The following is an 18,502-nucleotide window of genomic DNA, read 5'->3' on the forward strand; positions in this document are numbered from 1 at the left end:
CTCTCCAGCCCACGGTCTACTTTATGTCATCGTATGCACGGATAGCCCGCAGAAATCGATTGTTGACATCCTCGAAGGTGTAGAGTCCGTCTGTGTTCTGGGTGAGACCTTTCAGCTTCAGCGCATAGATTTGCGGGGTATGCCGAAGGTCGAGCAGGGACATCTGCTTGAGCTGGCCGGTGCTCTGATATACGAGGTTTATCGCTACATAGGCTTTATCGGCAGCGTCTACCCACTTTTCGAATACGAGTTTTGAGCCGATAGGTGTCTTCTTCTCGATGGAGTTGGGGAGTGAATAATCCTCGACGCCGAGGGCTGCATCAACACTTGCGATGTTTGAGTCATGGCCGCATAGGAAAGTGAACTTCCGTGTGTCAGCATTCAATTCGTCGTACATATACTGCAAGAGAGGATGTGCTACGTTGACAGCAACGATGGGAGCCGTGAAGAGAACGTCACCGTACACGTCTTTGATTCTGGCTATCTTTGTCCAGTCTTCCAGCGAGAGTTTGTGTCCGAAGGCTGCCTTTAAGGCATCGGGCTCCTCATAGTACTGGAGGATGAAAGCGTCGGAAGCAGAGTTGGCGTTTTTCAGTGAGCCTTTCATGCCGGGTTCCTGATTGAGGTTGAGCGTAATCCGGGTGTCGTTGTCGACGAAGTCTTTTACTTCACCTTTCTTATAATATTCGCTCTGTTTCATGTCCAGTACCTTGGAAATAATGTCATAGCTGTCCTTCAGGCTCTTGTTGATGCCGACCAGCCCATCTTTTCCACCCATGGCATTTATCTGCTTCATGGCCTCAGTGCGGAAAGCCTCACTGCTTTTTGTCAGGCGTGGAAAGAATACGGGATCCATCTTGGACGGTACATAGCGGTGGTTCACGTGCAGTCCGGCAACCGGCATGAAGCCGCTGGAGAAGTACTGTGCGGTGGCTATGCAACGCTGCATGGAGTTGGCGTAGAGGTTTACTTCGTCAACCGTCGGCACGTAGTTCTCCTTGAACAGTCCCTCTTCAACGGTCCATTTGCGGAAGAACTGCCCCATCTCCGTCTCAAGTACACCGCCCCGGAGGGTCAGTTCGCTCGCTGCGGATGACCACTCCGTCCACTCATGCGGCGTCATCTTGCTCAGAGCTGAACCGTTGGTTGACAGCGGCGATCGGATATTATGACGGGAGAGGATGACGACCTCTTTCAGTTTATATTTTCCCTTGAAGGCTTCCGAACGCTGGAGCTGTGCCTGTGCCAGCGACGGACAGATGAATGCCAGCAGAAGAAGAAACAGGAGTGAATTTAGTTTTCTCATTGTAATGATGTTTTTATGTTCATACTTTGATTCTTGCTCCATAGCCCTCAGCATGGGCTATGGATGATTGTCAGAACTTGATCTGCAGACGTGTCTCGAGAACCGAGAAGGTGTTGTTCTTGAAGGCGGCATTCTCTGTCGCACGGGTGATTGAACCGCGGACACGCCATATCATATACTTGTTGAGATAATAGTTGAAGGTCAGCGACCAGTCATTTACCTTACCGCCATAGATATTGGCATCTTTGTCGGTCAATGTTGAGTAGTTGTAGGATGCAACGAGTTCCATTGAGCCCGGATCCGGAGTTGCGATGCCTGCATCTGCCCTTGTATAGGTGTAGCCCTGGCCGTTGAGCAGATAGCGTACATTGCCGTATGCACCCCATGCATCATAGTTGGGCATACCGTTATCGCGTTTGATGCCTACATAGAAATACTGAGCCTCGAGGCCGAAGTTACCGCAGGCAAGGTTCATTTCAGGAGAGAACTTCCACAGTGCCTTTGCGTCCGTGATGGTTGCTTCCTGTGCACTGACGCTGGCAATACGTGTCGGGAACGGAGCTTTCAGCGTATAGGACTTGTGGCTGATGGCAGCATTCTTGTTGTAGCGTGGCGACTCATAGGCACCGCTGATGCCGACATGGAAAATCTTTCCACGCTCTGTCATCGGACGCCATACCAGACGTGTCATAACGCCCCAAGCCTCATTGCCGAGCTTGTCGGTGGTCATCTTCATGGCATCATTCTCTGCGAATACAGATGCTGTAGCGTGGAATTTCTCACCAGCGTGGACATACATGGCACCGAGCAGGCGGCTGTTGAAGAACGCCTGGCTTGCCAACGGTTCTTCCATTGAAATCTTGAAACTGGAGGATGTGCCGCTCTGAAGGCCGTATTGATGAACGAAGTAACCCATGCGAACCAGGTTTTCCTTGTCGAAGTTGTAATCGATGTTGATGTCCTTCAGTGAAAGACTCTGGCGTGCATAACCGACGTCAACCTTTGCCTTCCATTTGCCGTAAGTAGCGCTCAGTCCGGCACGGACATCGGGAATGGCAACGCCGTCGTTGAGCTTGTCGTCGAGTGCATCGTCTGTCGAGTGCATCACGCCTGCATCCATAAGGATACGTCCTGACGGCTTGACAATCAGCTTCGGCTCGTCCTGCTGAGCGAAGACACCTGCGCAAGCCATCAGGCCGCAGGCTGTAAAAAGAATCATTCTTTTCATAGAGATGTATTTATGTTATCTGTTATTTTTGGAGTTAAAAGACTTAAAGGAGATAATGGAATCAGGGAAAGTTAAAGGGGGAATTAAGCCATTGCCTCCGTTGTTGATGTTGTCTGTGCGGAACCCAATGCTGTCGGCTTGAAGTCTGCTGATTCATCAAACATCTTTATCTTTATGCCCTGTCAGTTTGCTGCCTTGAAAGAACTCTTGGCTACCTTACCTTCTTTCTGAAGCTTTGCAAACTCTTTCTTTGCTTTAGCCAATTGAGTCTGGAAAGCCGGATCAGCATGCAGACGGGCAACGACGGCTGCACTCACGAGGCGGGCCGCATCGACATCACTCTGCCAGTGATAGCCGCAGATGACACGGCTCTGTCCCATCTGGTAGCCACGCTCGAGTATCTCGTTCTGGCGGTCGACATTGATTTCTGCAAGGACAAGTGCCGTTGCCCAGCCAATGGCTGTATGCCCGGATGGGTAAGATCCGTTGGTAGACAGCTCCTGCTGCTGCTCCGGGTTGCACGTCATTTCCTTGTAGAAAGCAAAAGGACGGACACGCATATAATGGTTCTTGGCACTGCGGGTAGCCAGGTCACCGGCATCTTCGCGCATATTCAGGACGAGCTTGTAGATCTCCGGTGTGGTCTCCTTGCTGATCTTGATGCCGAATGCTTCCGAAAAGGCATTGGGCACACCGTCACCGCCGACACGTGCGTCAGCCGCAGCCTGGTCGCCGCGTGGTGTGTCACGCTGCATCTTTCCCCACTGGTACTGTGACTCGTCATACAGGAACTGTATGCTTCCCGGCTGCGGGGGAGCGGGCAGAAGGTCAAGCGAACTTGCCTGCTGACCGTCCTGAAGGAAGAAGAGGTCGGGTTTGGTACGTGCATCCTTGATTTTTGATGCAGGTGTCTGTGCAAATGTGGTTACTGACAATACCGCCAGTAAACCAGCCAGTAAGGTTTTCTTTGTCATTTGGTTCTTGATCTTTAATAAAGGTTTAATACTAAGTCTAAGTTATGTTGATGCCTGCAAAGATAAGTGAAAAAGCGCATACAAAACAGTTGCATCCGTATATTTCCCGAAGATAAACGGATGCAACGTCTTTTAACCATTTGGCTGTCAGCTGTTAACTTTGTTCAGATAATTTCAGAATATATTGCACGATGCTGTCTGGGTTCTTCCTGCAATACTCGGTGAGTGCTGTGCGGTTGACGGCAATCTTGTTATGGTATATTCTGCTCACGACAGGGTTAAGGTTGCCATACATAGCCAGCATACCGGGCAGGAGCGTGCGCTTTACCCGTGGCATTGCCAGCAGCAGGATGAGTACACGTACCTGCTGGCTGCCAGCCGTCGTGAAGTGGAACAGGTCTTCACATACGGTTCTGTCCGTGGCGTTGAATTTCCTGAAGAAAATCTCTGACAGGTCTGCTATACGGTCGGTAATGTTCCGCGTGGCCGTCTCTATGTCGGCGAAGAGCTTGGAGTCGAACTTCTTCATACGACGTTCTTCATTTTCCTGTACAACCTGATCATGCGTACGCCTGTAGTCCTGCATGAGCCGTTGCAGTGTCTTCAGAATCCTGATCTGGGCTATCCGGCTGTCAATCACCTGCAAGTTGCGGAGCAGGACGATGCGGTCACGGCTGCCGGCATCTTTTTCTATTGAAGTCAGTTCGTCCAGCAAGGCATTCACCATTTCCTCATAGCCCTCCAGCCGCCGTAGTCTTTCGATACGGCCAGTTAGATATTTACGGATCACATCCAGCCCTTCTTGTGTGAAAATCCTTTCATATTGCACTTTTACAGCGATGAAGTCCGGGTAGACTTCAGCTATGGGACGCTGCCGGCATTCATCGGCGATCTGGCGGATACGTTCTTCCATGCCGTCGTTCAACCCTTTCAGTACGAGTGTGTCCTGTGTCGCATGGCGGAACTTCTCAAGTCGTTCTTTCAGTTCCTGTACGTGGTTGATCCAGACATCATTCCGACGGCATTGCTCCATGATGGCCTCTATGTCATCCGTGCTGCGTGCCTCTTCTGAAGCCTTCACCAGAGCGGTACACTCGTAGGTGTCAAACTTCCGTATGCGTTCAATCTGGTCATTGAGATATTTTACCACCTGCAAGGCTGCGTCCCGGTTCATCCTTGTAATCCTGGCAGACAGTGCGGCAAGCTGCTCATTGGAAGTATGCAGATTTTGTTCACTGATGCTGTCAATCTCACGTATGATGCCGTCTATGCTGTTGCGTTCGGTCTCTGTCAGGCGGGAGCGCAAGGTGTCCAGGGCAGACAGCCGCCGATACAGGTCGGTTTTGCTGACCTGTATCTGTCGGTATTCCAGCTGGTGTCGTCTGCGATAACTGACAAGCAGGATGCAGAAGATACATACGGTGGTGAAAATTATTATGCCGACAAGCTGCAGACTCGGCACCCTGTTGTCGAACGTGACCCACCCGGCTGTGTCTTCCCTGCCGTTTTCCACTCTCAAGACACCAAGGTCCGATCCTATATATAAGGTGTGGCCATGGACGAATCCTGCCTGTGCGTTGAAATGAATGTCGTCAAAATAGACACCGCAGTCTTCTATCTTTCCATTCCTGATTTTATACTTGTGCAAGCCTGCTTCAGGGACGGCATAGACAATGCTGTCGCTGATGCAGAACATCCTGCTGCATCCATCGGCCCTGACCGAATCGGCTTCGAGGTTCTGCAGCTGATGATTGGTGAGCAGAAGCAGATGGCCCCCGGAGCGTCCGTATGTGGACAGGCTGCTTATGAAGGCCTTGTTCTCTGTCCCTGCAATGCGCCGTACATCATTCCCGTCTCCTGCGAATACGCCGTCATTGAGCGTGGCGATATAGATCTCACGGCTGTTTCGTGGCTGATAGAAATCGGTGATGTACCTGTTGTTCATCGCCTTCACGGTGTCTGTCCTGCCGTTTCTAAGGTTGACGGACAGCAAATAATCCTGTACGCCGAGCAGTATTCTCTCCCTTGAAGACTGTAGCTCCATCGAGGTGATACGTGTCTTGGGCTGCACGAGGACCTGTGGCCGTGCGAAGAGCTGGTTGATGAGATAGTTCCTTCCGAGGGTCAGTCGACACAGCTGGTTGTTGGCATTGTAGTAGTAAATGTCATTTCCTTTCGCACACATCTCCCGCGGCAGGTCGTCATCTTCAAAATCATAGATCTTCCCGGCAGTCTGTTCATCTGCTTTCTGCCGGAACAGTTCGTGCTGGTTGTTGACATAGATCAGCTCATTGCCTGCCGGGCAGGCAGCAATGACCGGCGGATTGGCATTGAATATACCGAGATGGTGGGGGATGCGCCATACTGCATTCTTCGTGAGGAGTATAGAGAATCCTTTTCCATCGTCGGGAATGGCAATCCTGTGTGGATTGTCGGGAATATTGCTTCTTAGTGATATGCTGACAAACCGTTTCAGGTTGTCAGACAGCAGGATGCTTGACGATGTAATGAAATAGTGTGTCGGTCCTGCCTTGTAAAAGGAAAGTACAGGTTGTGGGAGCGGGTAGGACACTTGCTTCATTCCGTCGGGTTCTTCTATTGTCAGTCGTTCACCGGACAGCACGTAGAGTTTCCCTCCGTAGACGGCAACGTTGCGTATGTTCTCTCCCTTGTGGTAAACGTCTGTCTTTCGTGAAGTTCTGTCGAAACTTACTACCCCGGCCTGTGTTGCGGCAAAAATCCGGTTGCCTCCTGCATGGCAGAGTCCGTTTACCAGGAAAGGCTTTCCCTGCTGTTTCGCACCGTCTTCACAGACAGGATAAAGTTTCCTGAGTCCCTGTTGCTGCCGGTGGAGAGACATTGTGTAGAGTCCCTGGGAGGTTGCAACGAACAGACTGCTGTCTGCAATGTCGATGTCGTAGGGAGAGTAGCGGTTTCCCTTGCAGGGAATGTCGAAGGTGATCCGGTGGACGAGCGTGTCTCCGGCCGTTTCCCATAATTGCAGTCCGGCATTGCGGCTTGCAATCCATAGAAAGTCCGTGCGGGCAGGGTCACGCTCTATGTCGTAGATACGGTCCAGTCCGGTATAAAAGCGCTGTCGGTTTTCTCCCATAACGTGCCAGACGATTCCGTTTTCACCGCCTATCCAGTAACCGTTCCTGTCAAGGGAGAGTGCCGACAGCGGGTCGTCATAATGAAACTCCCTCTCCGATAATGAACGTGAGGCGGTTGTTTCCTTGCAGCCTGTAACGGCAAGGAATACCAGCATGCAGAGGCAACCTGCCAGAAGAAGTTTCTTCGACTTCCTGTTATCTTTCCTAATCATTGGCATCTCACTTTGTCTGCAAAGATAGCTATTTCCTTGATTATATCTTCTAAACTTCTGGAGATACTTTACTTTGAGCAACATTCTCTCTTGTGTTGTCAGGCATTGCCTGAACCGTTCTTTGATGTGTCCGCAAGGTTCCTCTAAAGAAGGAGTACAGTGTCCCTTTTGTCAAGATGATTTACTATCCTCTTCGGTATGGAGCATTCCGGTTGTCTGCACTCCCTGCGGATTTCGGAAAGGCGGGCTACAGGCAAAGTCGTGAAAGATTTGAGGAACTGTAAGTCGCTTATAGGCAGGTATATGGAAAACTGTATGCAAAAGGTGCTTAGTTGCGTCTCTGTTAGGCATCAGTAAGCGCGCAAGTAAGCGTTACTTGGGACGCAGACAGGCCTCTGTTGGAATGCAGTTGATCGGTGGTCAGGATACGGGCAGCGGTTCTGCCCTTGGCCGAATGTGTATGGAGCGGGACAGAACAGGTGATTCGACGGTTGGTATGTAAAACATTTTCATTTCCGTATGCGCATGGTATTTTCTGTTTCCCGCTGCATTGGCCGGCCGTTCCTGCCTGCTTATGTATGCAAAAGGGCGTATCACCTGGAAATGATACGCCCTCTCTTATGTTCCGTAGACCGTTTTATTTACGGCCAGTCCTGAAAATACTACGTTGAACTTTTGCCTATATGGCCATTGTCAGCTCCTTGTGTCTTTTGCATTTATGCGGCATATACTGCATTCCCTTTCGGGGGCGTCAGCCTTGTTTCTTCCTGAGAATCCGCTGGGCACAGTCGGCCAGTACGACCACTGCCGAAGCAAGAATGCACACGTCTTTGATGACAAGGCGTCCGGCACCTGTCAGTAACGGGAAACCGTGTTCGCCGCTGCCCAGGTCAGGCACCCACACCTCCGGCGTAGTGACCAGGAAGGACAGTGTGCCGAGAGTCATCAGTATGACAAGCCCGGTGCCGACGAATCCCACCTTCGGAAACCATATTCCCAGCAGTGTCAGGATACCGAATGACATGATGGCTATTCCCAGTCCGTGGGAGAAAGTGTAGGTGTTGTTGGCTTCATGCCACTCATGTTTTGCCTTGTCGAATTCTCCTTCCTTGAGTTTGTAGTCCTTGTATTCCGGTGCGTTTTTCGTATAAAAGAAATTCATGAACGGACTGTTGGCAACGAAAGGTACGATGCCTTCCGCTTCATAGTTCCAGAACTTCAGACCACCGATCCATACAAAAATGATGAAGATGGCGATGCGTACCAGATGGATGCCGGCACCCTTCAGGGATGCGGCAACATTGAGAATGTAATCTATAAACGATGTGATTCTGCTCATAAAATGTTTCGTTATTGAGGGCACTGTGCCCTGACATTAATATTAAAATAACAGGTCCGGATTATCCGGCAACCGTAGGGCAGGGGAGACAGCGTCCTTATGGCGTTTCTCCTTGCCCTGTTTGCATTGGGCTGCAAAGATATGTCTTTTTCTTCAAATGGCAAAGAATTGCATCGTAATTTTTACAAATTGACAATCTTTCCTTGTCTTGTCCATTCCTTTCGGCCGTTGTCCATGACGGTTCATGGCCGGTAACGTAACCGGCTTTTACAGAAAGGGAGATGCCGTGGAGAATCTACAGCTGCCCGAGATAAGCCGAAACCATCTCGGCACATCGTTCTCCGTCGATACCTGCACTGACGATACCGCCGGCATAGCCAGCCCCTTCAGCACAGGGGAAGAGGCCCTCAAGGCGTATGTGCATGAGGGTATCCCGGTTGCGGAGAATACGGACCGGCGAACTCGTACGTGTTTCGGAGGCAATCATCACGGCTTCGTTCGTAAGGAAGCCATGTGCCTGTTTTCCGAAGGTTTTGAAAGCCTCCTGAAGCCGTTCTGTGATAAAGGAGGGCATCCAGAAATGGAGCGGACTGGAAATAAGACCGGGTGCATAGCTCGACTTTGGGAGGTCGTACGACAGCCGGTTGTTCACGAAGTCCGCCATGCGCTGTGCAGGAGCTGTCTGGCTCCGGTTGCCCTGTTGCCATGTGTCATGCTCCAGCTGTTCCTGATAGTACATGACGCGCAGCAGGTCATCCCCTTCTACATCTTCTGGGTTAAGCTGGACAACCATTCCCGAGTTCGACCATTGCGTGCCGCGGTTGGCAGGGCTCATTCCGTTGGTTACCGTCTGTTCCGGACCGGTAGCCGAGGGGATGACGAATCCGCCGGGACACATACAGAACGAGTAGACGCCACGTCCCTGTACCTGTGTCACGAACGAGTATTCGGCCGTCGGGAGATACTTTCCCTTTCCGTTCTTGTTGTGATACTGTATCTGGTCGATCAGGTGAGACGGATGTTCCAGACGAACGCCTACGGCAATTCCTTTTGCTTCCATCTCAATGCCGGTTCTGGCAAGATAGCGGTAAACATCGCGTGCGGAGTGACCGGTAGCAAGAATCACCGGGCCGCGGAACGTACGCTTTATGCCTGTTGCGTCACGGTTGTCGACAGCTTCCACACCGACAACTTTGTTGCCTTCAAGCAGCAGGCTGGTCATCTTTGTCTGGAAATGCACCTCGCCTCCGCAGGCAAGAATCGTGTTGCGCATATTCTCGATCACACGAGGAAGCCTGTCTGTCCCGATGTGGGGATGGGCATCGGCGAGGATGGAGGCCGGTGCACCATGCTGGCAGAAGACATTGAGAATCTTGTCGACAGGTCCGCGTTTCTTGCTGCGTGTATAGAGCTTCCCGTCCGAATAAGCACCGGCTCCGCCCTCTCCGAAGCAGTAATTCGACTCCGGGTCTACCGTCTGCGTTTTCTTTATCGAGGCTATGTCCGTCTTTCGGTCGCGTACGTTTTTCCCACGTTCGAGGACTACGGGACGCAACCCCAGCTCTATGATTTTCAGGGAGGAGAACAGTCCGGCAGGGCCTTCACCTACCACGATGACAGCAGGGCGGTTGCTCACATCCTGGTATTCGGTCTTCACGAAAGCGTCATCCTGTGGAAACTCATTGATGTAGATGCGGACTTTCAGGTTTACATAGATGTCACGGTGACGTGCGTCAATAGACCGTTTCAGGGTACGTACACGGTAAATCGTACGCTCGTCAAGTCCCTTTTCTCTGGCGAGATATGATTTTATATTATCTTCGTTGTATGCCACCTGCGGCAAAACACGCAGCTGATATTCCTCTGTCATAAATCGTGCAATTTCTTCTTCCAGCCACAAAATTAGTCAAATATATCGAGAAAAACGTTGGCAATTGGAATATTTCTTGTTATTTTTGCGCCTAAGTCTGGCATTTTCTCCATCATAAAGGGGAGTCGGATAATAACCCAAAAGACATCAGCAATGAAGGTATTGAAATTTGGAGGAACATCCGTTGGTTCTGTTTCGAGTATTCTAAGTCTGAAGAAGATTGTAGAGAAAGAGGCCCGGCACCAGCCTGTCATCGTGGTGGTCAGTGCCTTGGGCGGCATCACCGACCAGCTTCTTTCCACGTCGCGGATGGCATTGAAAGGCGACGAGGACTGGCGGACGGAGTTCGACCGGATGGTAGACCGCCATCACCGGATGATAGATGCCGTCATTACCGATCCGCAGGACCGTGAAGAACTGTCCGGCAAGGTAGACGGTCTTTTTGAGCAGCTCCGGTCTATCTATTACGGTGTGTATCTCATCCATGACCTCAGTCACAAGACCCAGGATACAATCGTAAGCTATGGCGAACGCCTCAGCTCTAACATTGTGGCAGTGCTCATCCGTGGCTCCAAGTGGTTGGATGCACGCACGTTTATCAAGACGGAAGAGAAGCAGGGCAAACGAAGTCTCGACACGGAACTTACCAACAGGCTCGTGGCCGCTGCCTTCTCCGACCTTCCCCGCATCTCCCTTGTCCCCGGCTTCATTGCACAGGACCGTGACTCGGGCGACATCACTAATTTGGGACGTGGCGGAAGCGATTACACCGCTTCTATCCTTGCCGCAGCCCTCAATGCCGAGGTGCTGGAGATATGGACGGATGTCGACGGATTCATGACCGCCGACCCCAAGGTCATCAAGGAGGCATACACCATCAATGAACTGTCGTACAAGGAGGCCATGGAGCTCTGCAACTTCGGAGCAAAAGTCGTCTATCCGCCGACGATATACCCTGTGTGCGTGAAGAATATCCCCATCAGGGTAAAGAATACCTTTCACCCGGAAGGAAAAGGGACTGTCATCAAGTCGCACATAGAGAACAATGGGAAACCTATCAAGGGCATATCGTCCATCAAAGACACGACGCTCATCACTGTGACCGGTTTGTCCATGGTGGGTGTCGTGGGGGTCAACCGGCGTATTTTCAGTTCGCTTGCCGACAACGGCATCAGTGTCTTCCTCGTTTCTCAGGCTGCATCAGAGAACAACACCTCTATCGGCGTGAAGGATGAAGATGCCGTGAAAGCCGTGAATGTACTGAACGAGGAGTTCCGGCTTGAGATAGAGGACGGACGGATGTTCCCCATGTATGCTGAGAGCGGTCTTGCCACCGTGGCCATTGTGGGAGAGAACATGAAGCGCACGCCGGGTATCAGCGGAAAGCTCTTCGGCACGCTCGGACGTTCGGGAATCAGCATCATTGCACTGGCACAGGGTGCGACGGAAATGAACATCTCGTTCGTTGTAAGGGGGTCGGACCTGCGGAAATCCCTGAATGTACTGCACGATTCGTTCTTCCTGTCTGAGTATAAGGTGCTGAACCTGTTTGTATGCGGTGTCGGTACGGTGGGCGGAAAACTCATCGAGCAGATCAAGAACCAGTACGAAGAACTGAAGCGGCATTCCCATCTGAAACTGAATGTAGTGGGAATCGCCTCATCGCACAATGCCATCTTCAACCGTGACGGGCTGAACCTTGACAACTGTCTGGAAGATCTCCGGGCAAGCGAACCGTCCAATCCAGAACATCTGCGTGATGCGATTCTCGGGATGAACATTTTCAACTCAGTGTTCGTCGACTGCACTGCCTCCAGGGAGATTGCAGCTCTTTATCAGTCGCTCCTTGAAAACAACATATCAGTCATTGCGGCCAACAAGATAGCAGCTTCCAGTGCATACGAGAACTATTGCCGGCTGAAGCAGACTGCTCTCCAGCGTGGGGTGAAGTTCCGTTTTGAAACGAACGTAGGTGCCGGTCTGCCGATCATAGGGACTATCAACGACCTGCGCAATTCAGGGGACAGGATATTGAAGATAGAGGCCGTCCTGTCCGGAACACTCAATTTCATCTTCAATGAAATCAGTGCCGATGTCCCCTTCTCGGAGACCGTAAGACGGGCGAAGGGGCAGGGCTACAGCGAGCCGGACCCACGCATCGACCTCAGCGGAACGGATGTGATCCGCAAACTGGTCATTCTTACACGCGAGGCTGGCTATAAGGTGGAACAGGAAGATGTGGAGAGACACCTCTTTGTCCCTGATGAATATTTCAAGGGATCGGTGGACGACTTCTGGAAACATCTGCCCGAACTTGACGCAGACTTTGAACGGCGTCGCCGGAAACTTTCTGACGAAGGCAGACGCTGGCGATTTGTGGCGACGATGGAACACGGCAGGACAAGTGTGGCACTGAAGGCCGTAGGATCACTCCATCCTTTCTACAACCTCGAAGGATCCAACAACATTGTCCTCCTCACCACAGAACGTTACAAGGAATACCCCATGCAGATACAGGGCTACGGAGCCGGTGCTTCCGTGACGGCTGCCGGTGTGTTCGCCAATGTCATGAGCATTGCCAACATATAGAGACTTACAGATACAGAAAACACCCTGGAAGCAGATGTCCGCATCTTTTTCCAGGGTGTTTTCGTAAAAAACAGCATATACTTATATATCGAATTATTGGTGTCCGATAAAACTTTAACAGCATGATTTCCCCTGCGTAATCTCTTTTAAGCAGGCAGCTCCTCATTGTCTTCGGAAATATGGGCCTCCCTGACGGAATAAGTTGTGCCGGCACAGTTTCTTCTCCAGCTACAATCTGCTGCCGTCACGGCAATATTATTGCAAGGAGCGGGCCGTCAACACGACTGGTGTCTGCCGTCAGCACAATCTGTGACGGGCATCAGCACATTTGCAGGAAAAGCCTGCTCAATCCTGTCGCTATCATATACAGTAAGGCACTGACAACCGACTTACACGGTAAAAGTTTACCGTGCAGCACTAATATCAAATATCTTTCCTTCCTGTGAAAGATAGGTGTTGGGGAAGATTTCCCTGGCTTCTTCCAACAGTTTTTCCTCGTTTCCATATCGGGCAGAATAATGCCCTAAGAGGAGCTTGCCCGCAGCTGCGTCACGGGCCACCTGTGCAGCCTGCCTGGACGTACTGTGCCAATAGAGGCGGGCACGTTTGGCGTCTTCGGACGTATAGGTGCTTTCGTGATAAAGTGTATCGACACCTTTGACCAGCTTATAAAGGCTTTTGATATATCGTGTGTCAGAGCAGTAAGCATAGCTTCGGGGTGGGGCGGCCGGAGTTGTCAGACGCTCGTGCGGAACAACATTGCCGTCAGGAGTAATCCAGTCGGCGCCCGCCTTGATGTTGTTGATCTGGCTGATGGGGATGTGATAGAAGTCAATCATGTCACGGCGAATATGCGGCAGCGTCGGCTTTTCACGGAAGAGGTAGCCGCAGCATTCTATGCGGTGCTGCAGGGGAATGGTCTCTACCGTCAGGCTTCTGTCCTCGTAGACGACCTTGTTCCGTGTCGTGTCGACAGCATGGAAAATCACTTCAAATCCCAGTCCCTGACAGAAGAATTCGAGTGTCTGGCAGAGAAGCGGCCCAAAGGCTGCCGGTGCATAGATATGCAGAGGAGCTGTCCGCCCCGTCATGCCGAAAGTCGACAGCATACCCGGCAGGCCGAAACAATGGTCGCCGTGCAGGTGACTGATGAATACGGCAATGATTTTCGAGAAGTGTATGCGCAGACGGCGGAGCTGGATTTGTGTCCCTTCTCCACAGTCGATCATAAACAGTTTCTCCCTAAGCTCTACGACCTGGGAGGATGGGAAATGCTGTAAAGTCGGCAGGGCACTGCCGCAGCCAAGAATCCGTACTTTGAATGGTTCCATACGACACTTCAAATGAAGATGCGTCAAATATTCCGATGAGAGAAAAAGCAGAGACACAGCTACTCTCGTCTGTCCGATAAACCGTCTATGTTGCGGACAGACGCGGAGGTAAATGTCCCCGCAGGCAGGAATCTGCCCCATCTTCATTTACTTTTCTCTTGTATATATGAAGATTCCGTCCTTGTTCTCCAATGAAAGCGAGTCTGCACCGAGATTGTCTACATCAAAGGTGTCTTTCGACAGAATCAGCTTGCCGTTCCATATCTTCCAGGATGTCCAGGGATTCTTCTCTGATTGAAGACTTGATGTTACGGTGCCTCCCTCCTTGATTTCAAAGTTACGGTCAAGGCTTGTCCAGTGGCCTAACAGTGAGGTGAGGTTGATGGCCGAACGCATGAAGCGGTCGCCGTATTCCGTGTACCCGATGATGGCGAAGCGGTCGCCGTTGAGTTTTCCGCCCTTGACAACATCGATCGTATCGTCAGGATTGACGAGATACACAACGGTGTCGCCGTTGTCGGTAAGCAGGACAAGGGAGTTCATACCGCCGTCAATCATAGTTCCATAGACCGTACTGTCGCCGGCGGCAAGTGTGTCGGTCTCCCCGTCTGTCTGTGCTGTTACAGCCTTGGGCTTGCTGTCCTTGCAGGAGACTGCGACAGCGAGGATAAACAATGAAATGATTAAATAAAAAGTCTTTCTCATATTCTTTCTCTTTGAAGTCTGACTTATCGTCTTGTATATTCTGTGGGTAAATCAGCGGTCAGCTGTCTTGGCTTCTTCCCACAGCCGGTCCATCTCCGCAAGCGTCAGGTCTTTGATAGTGACACCTTTTTCCTTGGCTTTCTCTTCGATGTAACTGAACCGTCTGATAAACTTCTGGTTCGTATGTTCCAGTGCATTGTCCGGGTTGAGATGATAGAGACGTGCCGCATTGATGACCGAGAAAAGGAAGTCGCCCAGCTCCTCGGTTGAATGTTGTCTGTCGTCTTTCTTCAATTCAGCCTTCAGTTCGTCCAGCTCCTCATAGACTTTCTCCCACACCTGCTCTTTCTCTTCCCAGTCGAAGCCTACGTTGCGTGCCTTGTCCTGGATACGGTAAGCCTTGATAAGGCTGGGCAGCGAATCGGGTACGCCGGAGAGTACGGAGGTGTTGCCGTCACGTTCGCGCTGCTTGCGTTGTTCCCATGTCGATTCCACCTGCGAAGCCGTGGCGGGAGTCGCCTGCTGGCTGTCGGCAGCTTCCTTTTCAAGTTCGTCTTTGTAGACAACCTGCCCGGAAGCATTGACGGTCATATCCGGATGTGTCACGCTCCATCCTGTCCAGTCGATGAAGTCGTGGCGGAACATGAGTTTGTCTGACTGCGCATTGCAGACATCAGCCACATCGAAGTCTTCCTTTTCTTCGCCGAGCATGGAATAGAAAATGACGTGTTCCATGACATCCCCCAGTTCCTTGCAGATGTTCTTGGAGTCGTTCTTCATGAGGGCATCTGCCAGCTCGAAAGTCTCCTCTATCGTATTGGGACGCAGACTTTCATTGGTTTGTTTCCTGTCCCAAGGGCACTCTTTACGCAAACGCTCCTGAATATCCAGAAGCCGGGCAAAGGCTTCGAGTTTCTCTTCTTTTGTATGCAATGTCTTGATGTTTAATGTTGAAGATATACGTTAAAGTACTCATTCGGGTACTATTATTGTTGCAAAGATACGCTTTTTAGGTGGATTTTTTGTACTTTTGCAGCGTTATTTTAAAGATAATAAAGAAATAATAATATACGAAACAAATGGATTTAGCAAGCAAGTATGATCCACAGATTGTGGAATCGAAATGGTACCAGTACTGGCTGGACAACAAGCTTTTCAGTTCTAAGCCTGATGGCCGTGAGCCTTATACCGTGGTGATTCCGCCGCCCAACGTTACGGGGGTGCTCCACATGGGACATATGCTGAACAATACGATTCAGGACATCTTGGTCAGGCATGCCCGCATGGAGGGCAAGAATGCCTGCTGGGTGCCGGGCACTGACCACGCCAGCATTGCGACTGAGGCGAAGGTCGTGAACAAACTGGCACAGGAAGGCATCAAGAAGACCGACCTCACCCGTGAGCAGTTCCTTGAGCACGCATGGGACTGGACACGCGAGCACGGTGGCATTATCCTCAAACAGCTGCGCCGCCTGGGTTGTTCCTGCGACTGGGACCGTACGGCTTTCACCATGGACGAGACCCGCAGCCGGAGCGTCATCAAGGTGTTCTGCGACCTGTATAATAAAGGTTACATCTACCGTGGTGTGCGCATGGTCAACTGGGATCCGCAGGCACAGACAGCCCTCTCCGATGAGGAGGTAATCTATAAGGATGAACATTCAAAGCTCTATCACCTTAAATATTATGTTGCTTCGGAAGACCAGGCAAAGGTTGAACGCAAGGATGAAGACAACGTGATGCACAAGGATGGGAAGGGCTACTATGCAGTTGTTGCCACTACTCGTCCGGAGACTATCATGGGGGACACAGCCATGTGTATCAACCCAGAGGACGTTAAGAATACTTGGTTGAAGGGGCTTCATGTCATCGTTCCATTGGTAAACCGTGTGATTCCAGTTATTGAGGACTCATACGTTGACATTCAGTTCGGCACAGGTTGTTTGAAGGTAACACCTGCTCACGACGTAAACGACCACGCGCTTGGTTTGAAGCATGGACTGGAAACCATCGACATCTTCAATGATAACGGAACAATCTCTGAGGCGGCGGGCCTCTATGTTGGTCAGGACCGTATGGATGTACGTAAGCAGATTTCAAAGGACCTGGAAGCTGCGGGCTTGATGGAGAAGGTTGAGGACTATGACAACAAGGTGGGATTCTCCGAGCGTACGAACGTGCCGATCGAGCCGAAGCTCTCCACGCAGTGGTTCCTCAGGATGCAGCACTTTGCCGACATCGCCCTCTCTCCCGTCATGGACGACGAAATCGAGTTCTATCCGAAAAAGTACAAGAACACTTACCGCCACTGGCTCGAGAATATCAAGGACTGGTGCATCAGCCGCCAACTCTGGTGGGGACATCGTATACCTGCCTATTATTTCAAAGATGCGGAGGGCAAGAACGCAACCGTTGTTGCAGAGACAGAAGAAGAGGCATTGAAGTTGGCACAGGAAATCAACCCTTCAGTAACAGCTGCCGAACTTGAACAGGAGAGCGACTGCATGGACACATGGTTCTCAAGCTGGCTGTGGCCGATTTCCGTCTTCGACGGCATCAACCATCCGGACAACGAGGAAATCAGCTACTATTATCCTACCAGCGACCTCGTAACGGGTCCGGACATCATCTTCTTCTGGGTGGCACGTATGATCATGGCGGGCTACGAGTACCGTGGCAAGTTCCCATTCAAGCACGTCTACTTCACTGGTATTGTACGTGATAAGCTCGGTCGCAAGATGAGTAAGAGTCTTGGCAACTCACCAGACCCAATCATGCTTATCGAGAAGTATGGTGCTGACGGTGTCCGCATGGGCATGATGCTTTCCGCTCCGGCAGGTAATGACATCCTCTTCGACGAGACACTTTGCGAGCAGGGACGTAACTTCAACAACAAGATTTGGAATGCTTTTCGGCTGGTACAGGGCTGGCAGACAGCCGACACGGAACAGCCGCAGGCAAGCCGGATTGCCGTGGAGTGGTTCGATGCCAAGCTGAAGGCTGTGAATGCAGAGATGGACGAACAGTTCAGAAGCTACCGTATCTCCGAGGCACTGATGACTGTCTACCGCCTCTTCTGGGACGAGTTCTCAAGCTGGTACTTAGAGATGATTAAGCCTGAATACGGCAAGCCCATCAATACGGTTACCTACGAGGCGACGCTCCGCTTCTTCAATGCCCTGTTGAAGATGCTTCATCCTTTCATGCCGTTCATCACCGAGGAACTGTGGCAGCACCTCTACGACCGTAAGGACGGCGAGAGCATCATGCGTGACGAGCTGCGCCTCCCCGCTCCAGACAAGGACGAGCTGAAACTCATTGAAGACCTCGAGCAGGTAAAGGCGATTGTCAGCGGTGTAAGAACCGTACGCAACCAGAAGAATATAGCCCCGAAGGTAGAGCTGGAACTGGATGCTATCGGCCAGAACAATTACGAGGTTTATAACAGCATAATCATCAAGATGGCAAACCTCAAGGCTATCGAGGTGGTTGCGGAGAAGCCGTGTGACGCATCCGGTTTCATGGTCGGAACCGACAGTTTTGCTGTACCAGTGGGCGATTTGATTGACGTTGCAGCTGAGATTGAGAAGCAGGAGAAGGAACTCAAGCACCTTGAAGGCTTCCTCGCAGGAATCAAGAAGAAACTGTCAAACGAGAACTTCGTGGCAAATGCTCCCGCAGCTGTTATCGAGCGTGAGCGCAAGAAGCAGAGCGACTCTGAAGAGAAGATTGCAGCTTTGAAGGCAAGTCTTGAAGAATTAAGGAAAAAGTAATCTATTATCTCTTTGGCTAATACACTAATTAGCCAATGAGTTTTAGTAAGTATAAAAAAAAA

11 protein-coding genes are annotated in these 18,502 nt (G+C 51.1%); 2 read left to right on the forward strand and 9 right to left on the reverse strand.

Features of this window, described 5'->3' with window-relative positions:
- Positions 1-16: 16 nt before the first annotated feature.
- From DYH27_RS10920 to DYH27_RS10945, 6 genes are all read right to left on the reverse strand, one after another.
- The gene (locus DYH27_RS10920; RefSeq protein ID WP_029216661.1) at positions 17-1,306 is read right to left on the reverse strand and encodes a histidine-type phosphatase; all 1,290 of its coding nucleotides are present in this window, start codon (positions 1,304-1,306) and stop codon (positions 17-19) included.
- A 70-nt stretch (positions 1,307-1,376) separates the two neighbouring features.
- The gene (locus DYH27_RS10925) at positions 1,377-2,534 is read right to left on the reverse strand and encodes an OprO/OprP family phosphate-selective porin (RefSeq protein WP_004354290.1); all 1,158 of its coding nucleotides are present in this window, start codon (positions 2,532-2,534) and stop codon (positions 1,377-1,379) included.
- 182 nt (positions 2,535-2,716) lie between these two features.
- On the reverse strand, positions 2,717-3,508 hold the full coding sequence (locus tag DYH27_RS10930; protein ID WP_004354343.1) for an acid phosphatase: 792 nt from the start codon (positions 3,506-3,508) through the stop codon (positions 2,717-2,719).
- Between the two features lie 154 nt (positions 3,509-3,662).
- Entirely contained in the window at positions 3,663-6,917 is a 3,255-nt protein-coding gene (locus DYH27_RS10935; RefSeq protein WP_036860773.1) for a ligand-binding sensor domain-containing protein, read from the reverse strand.
- 667 nt (positions 6,918-7,584) lie between these two features.
- The gene (locus DYH27_RS10940) at positions 7,585-8,172 is read right to left on the reverse strand and encodes a DUF417 family protein (protein ID WP_025067920.1); all 588 of its coding nucleotides are present in this window, start codon (positions 8,170-8,172) and stop codon (positions 7,585-7,587) included.
- 295 nt (positions 8,173-8,467) lie between these two features.
- The gene (locus tag DYH27_RS10945; protein ID WP_029216662.1) at positions 8,468-10,042 is read right to left on the reverse strand and encodes an NAD(P)/FAD-dependent oxidoreductase; all 1,575 of its coding nucleotides are present in this window, start codon (positions 10,040-10,042) and stop codon (positions 8,468-8,470) included.
- Between the two features lie 153 nt (positions 10,043-10,195).
- Here DYH27_RS10945 and thrA point away from each other — a divergent pair, with 153 nt between their 5' ends.
- A complete protein-coding gene (gene thrA, locus DYH27_RS10950) occupies positions 10,196-12,631 on the forward strand; it encodes a bifunctional aspartate kinase/homoserine dehydrogenase I (protein ID WP_029216663.1) in 2,436 nt (811 codons plus the stop codon).
- A 404-nt stretch (positions 12,632-13,035) separates the two neighbouring features.
- Here thrA and DYH27_RS10955 read toward each other — a convergent pair whose 3' ends face one another.
- The 3 genes from DYH27_RS10955 to mazG form a co-directional block, all read right to left on the reverse strand.
- Positions 13,036-13,962, reverse strand: a complete 927-nt coding sequence (locus tag DYH27_RS10955; protein WP_025067921.1) for a ribonuclease Z — start codon at positions 13,960-13,962, stop codon at positions 13,036-13,038.
- 147 nt (positions 13,963-14,109) lie between these two features.
- Positions 14,110-14,667 (reverse strand): lipocalin-like domain-containing protein, encoded by a 558-nt coding sequence (locus DYH27_RS10960; RefSeq protein WP_013672189.1) that lies wholly within the window; start codon positions 14,665-14,667, stop codon positions 14,110-14,112.
- A gap of 51 nt (positions 14,668-14,718) precedes the next feature.
- Complete coding sequence (gene mazG, locus DYH27_RS10965) at positions 14,719-15,600, reverse strand: nucleoside triphosphate pyrophosphohydrolase (RefSeq protein WP_013672188.1); 882 nt, start codon at positions 15,598-15,600, stop codon at positions 14,719-14,721.
- Between the two features lie 146 nt (positions 15,601-15,746).
- Between mazG and DYH27_RS10970 the strand changes: the two genes are divergently transcribed.
- A complete protein-coding gene (locus DYH27_RS10970; protein ID WP_025067922.1) occupies positions 15,747-18,440 on the forward strand; it encodes a valine--tRNA ligase in 2,694 nt (897 codons plus the stop codon).
- Positions 18,441-18,502: the final 62 nt, after the last annotated feature.

The sequence above is a fragment of the Prevotella denticola genome (assembly GCF_900454835.1).
In the GTDB taxonomy this organism is placed as follows: Bacteria; Bacteroidota; Bacteroidia; order Bacteroidales; family Bacteroidaceae; genus Prevotella; species Prevotella denticola.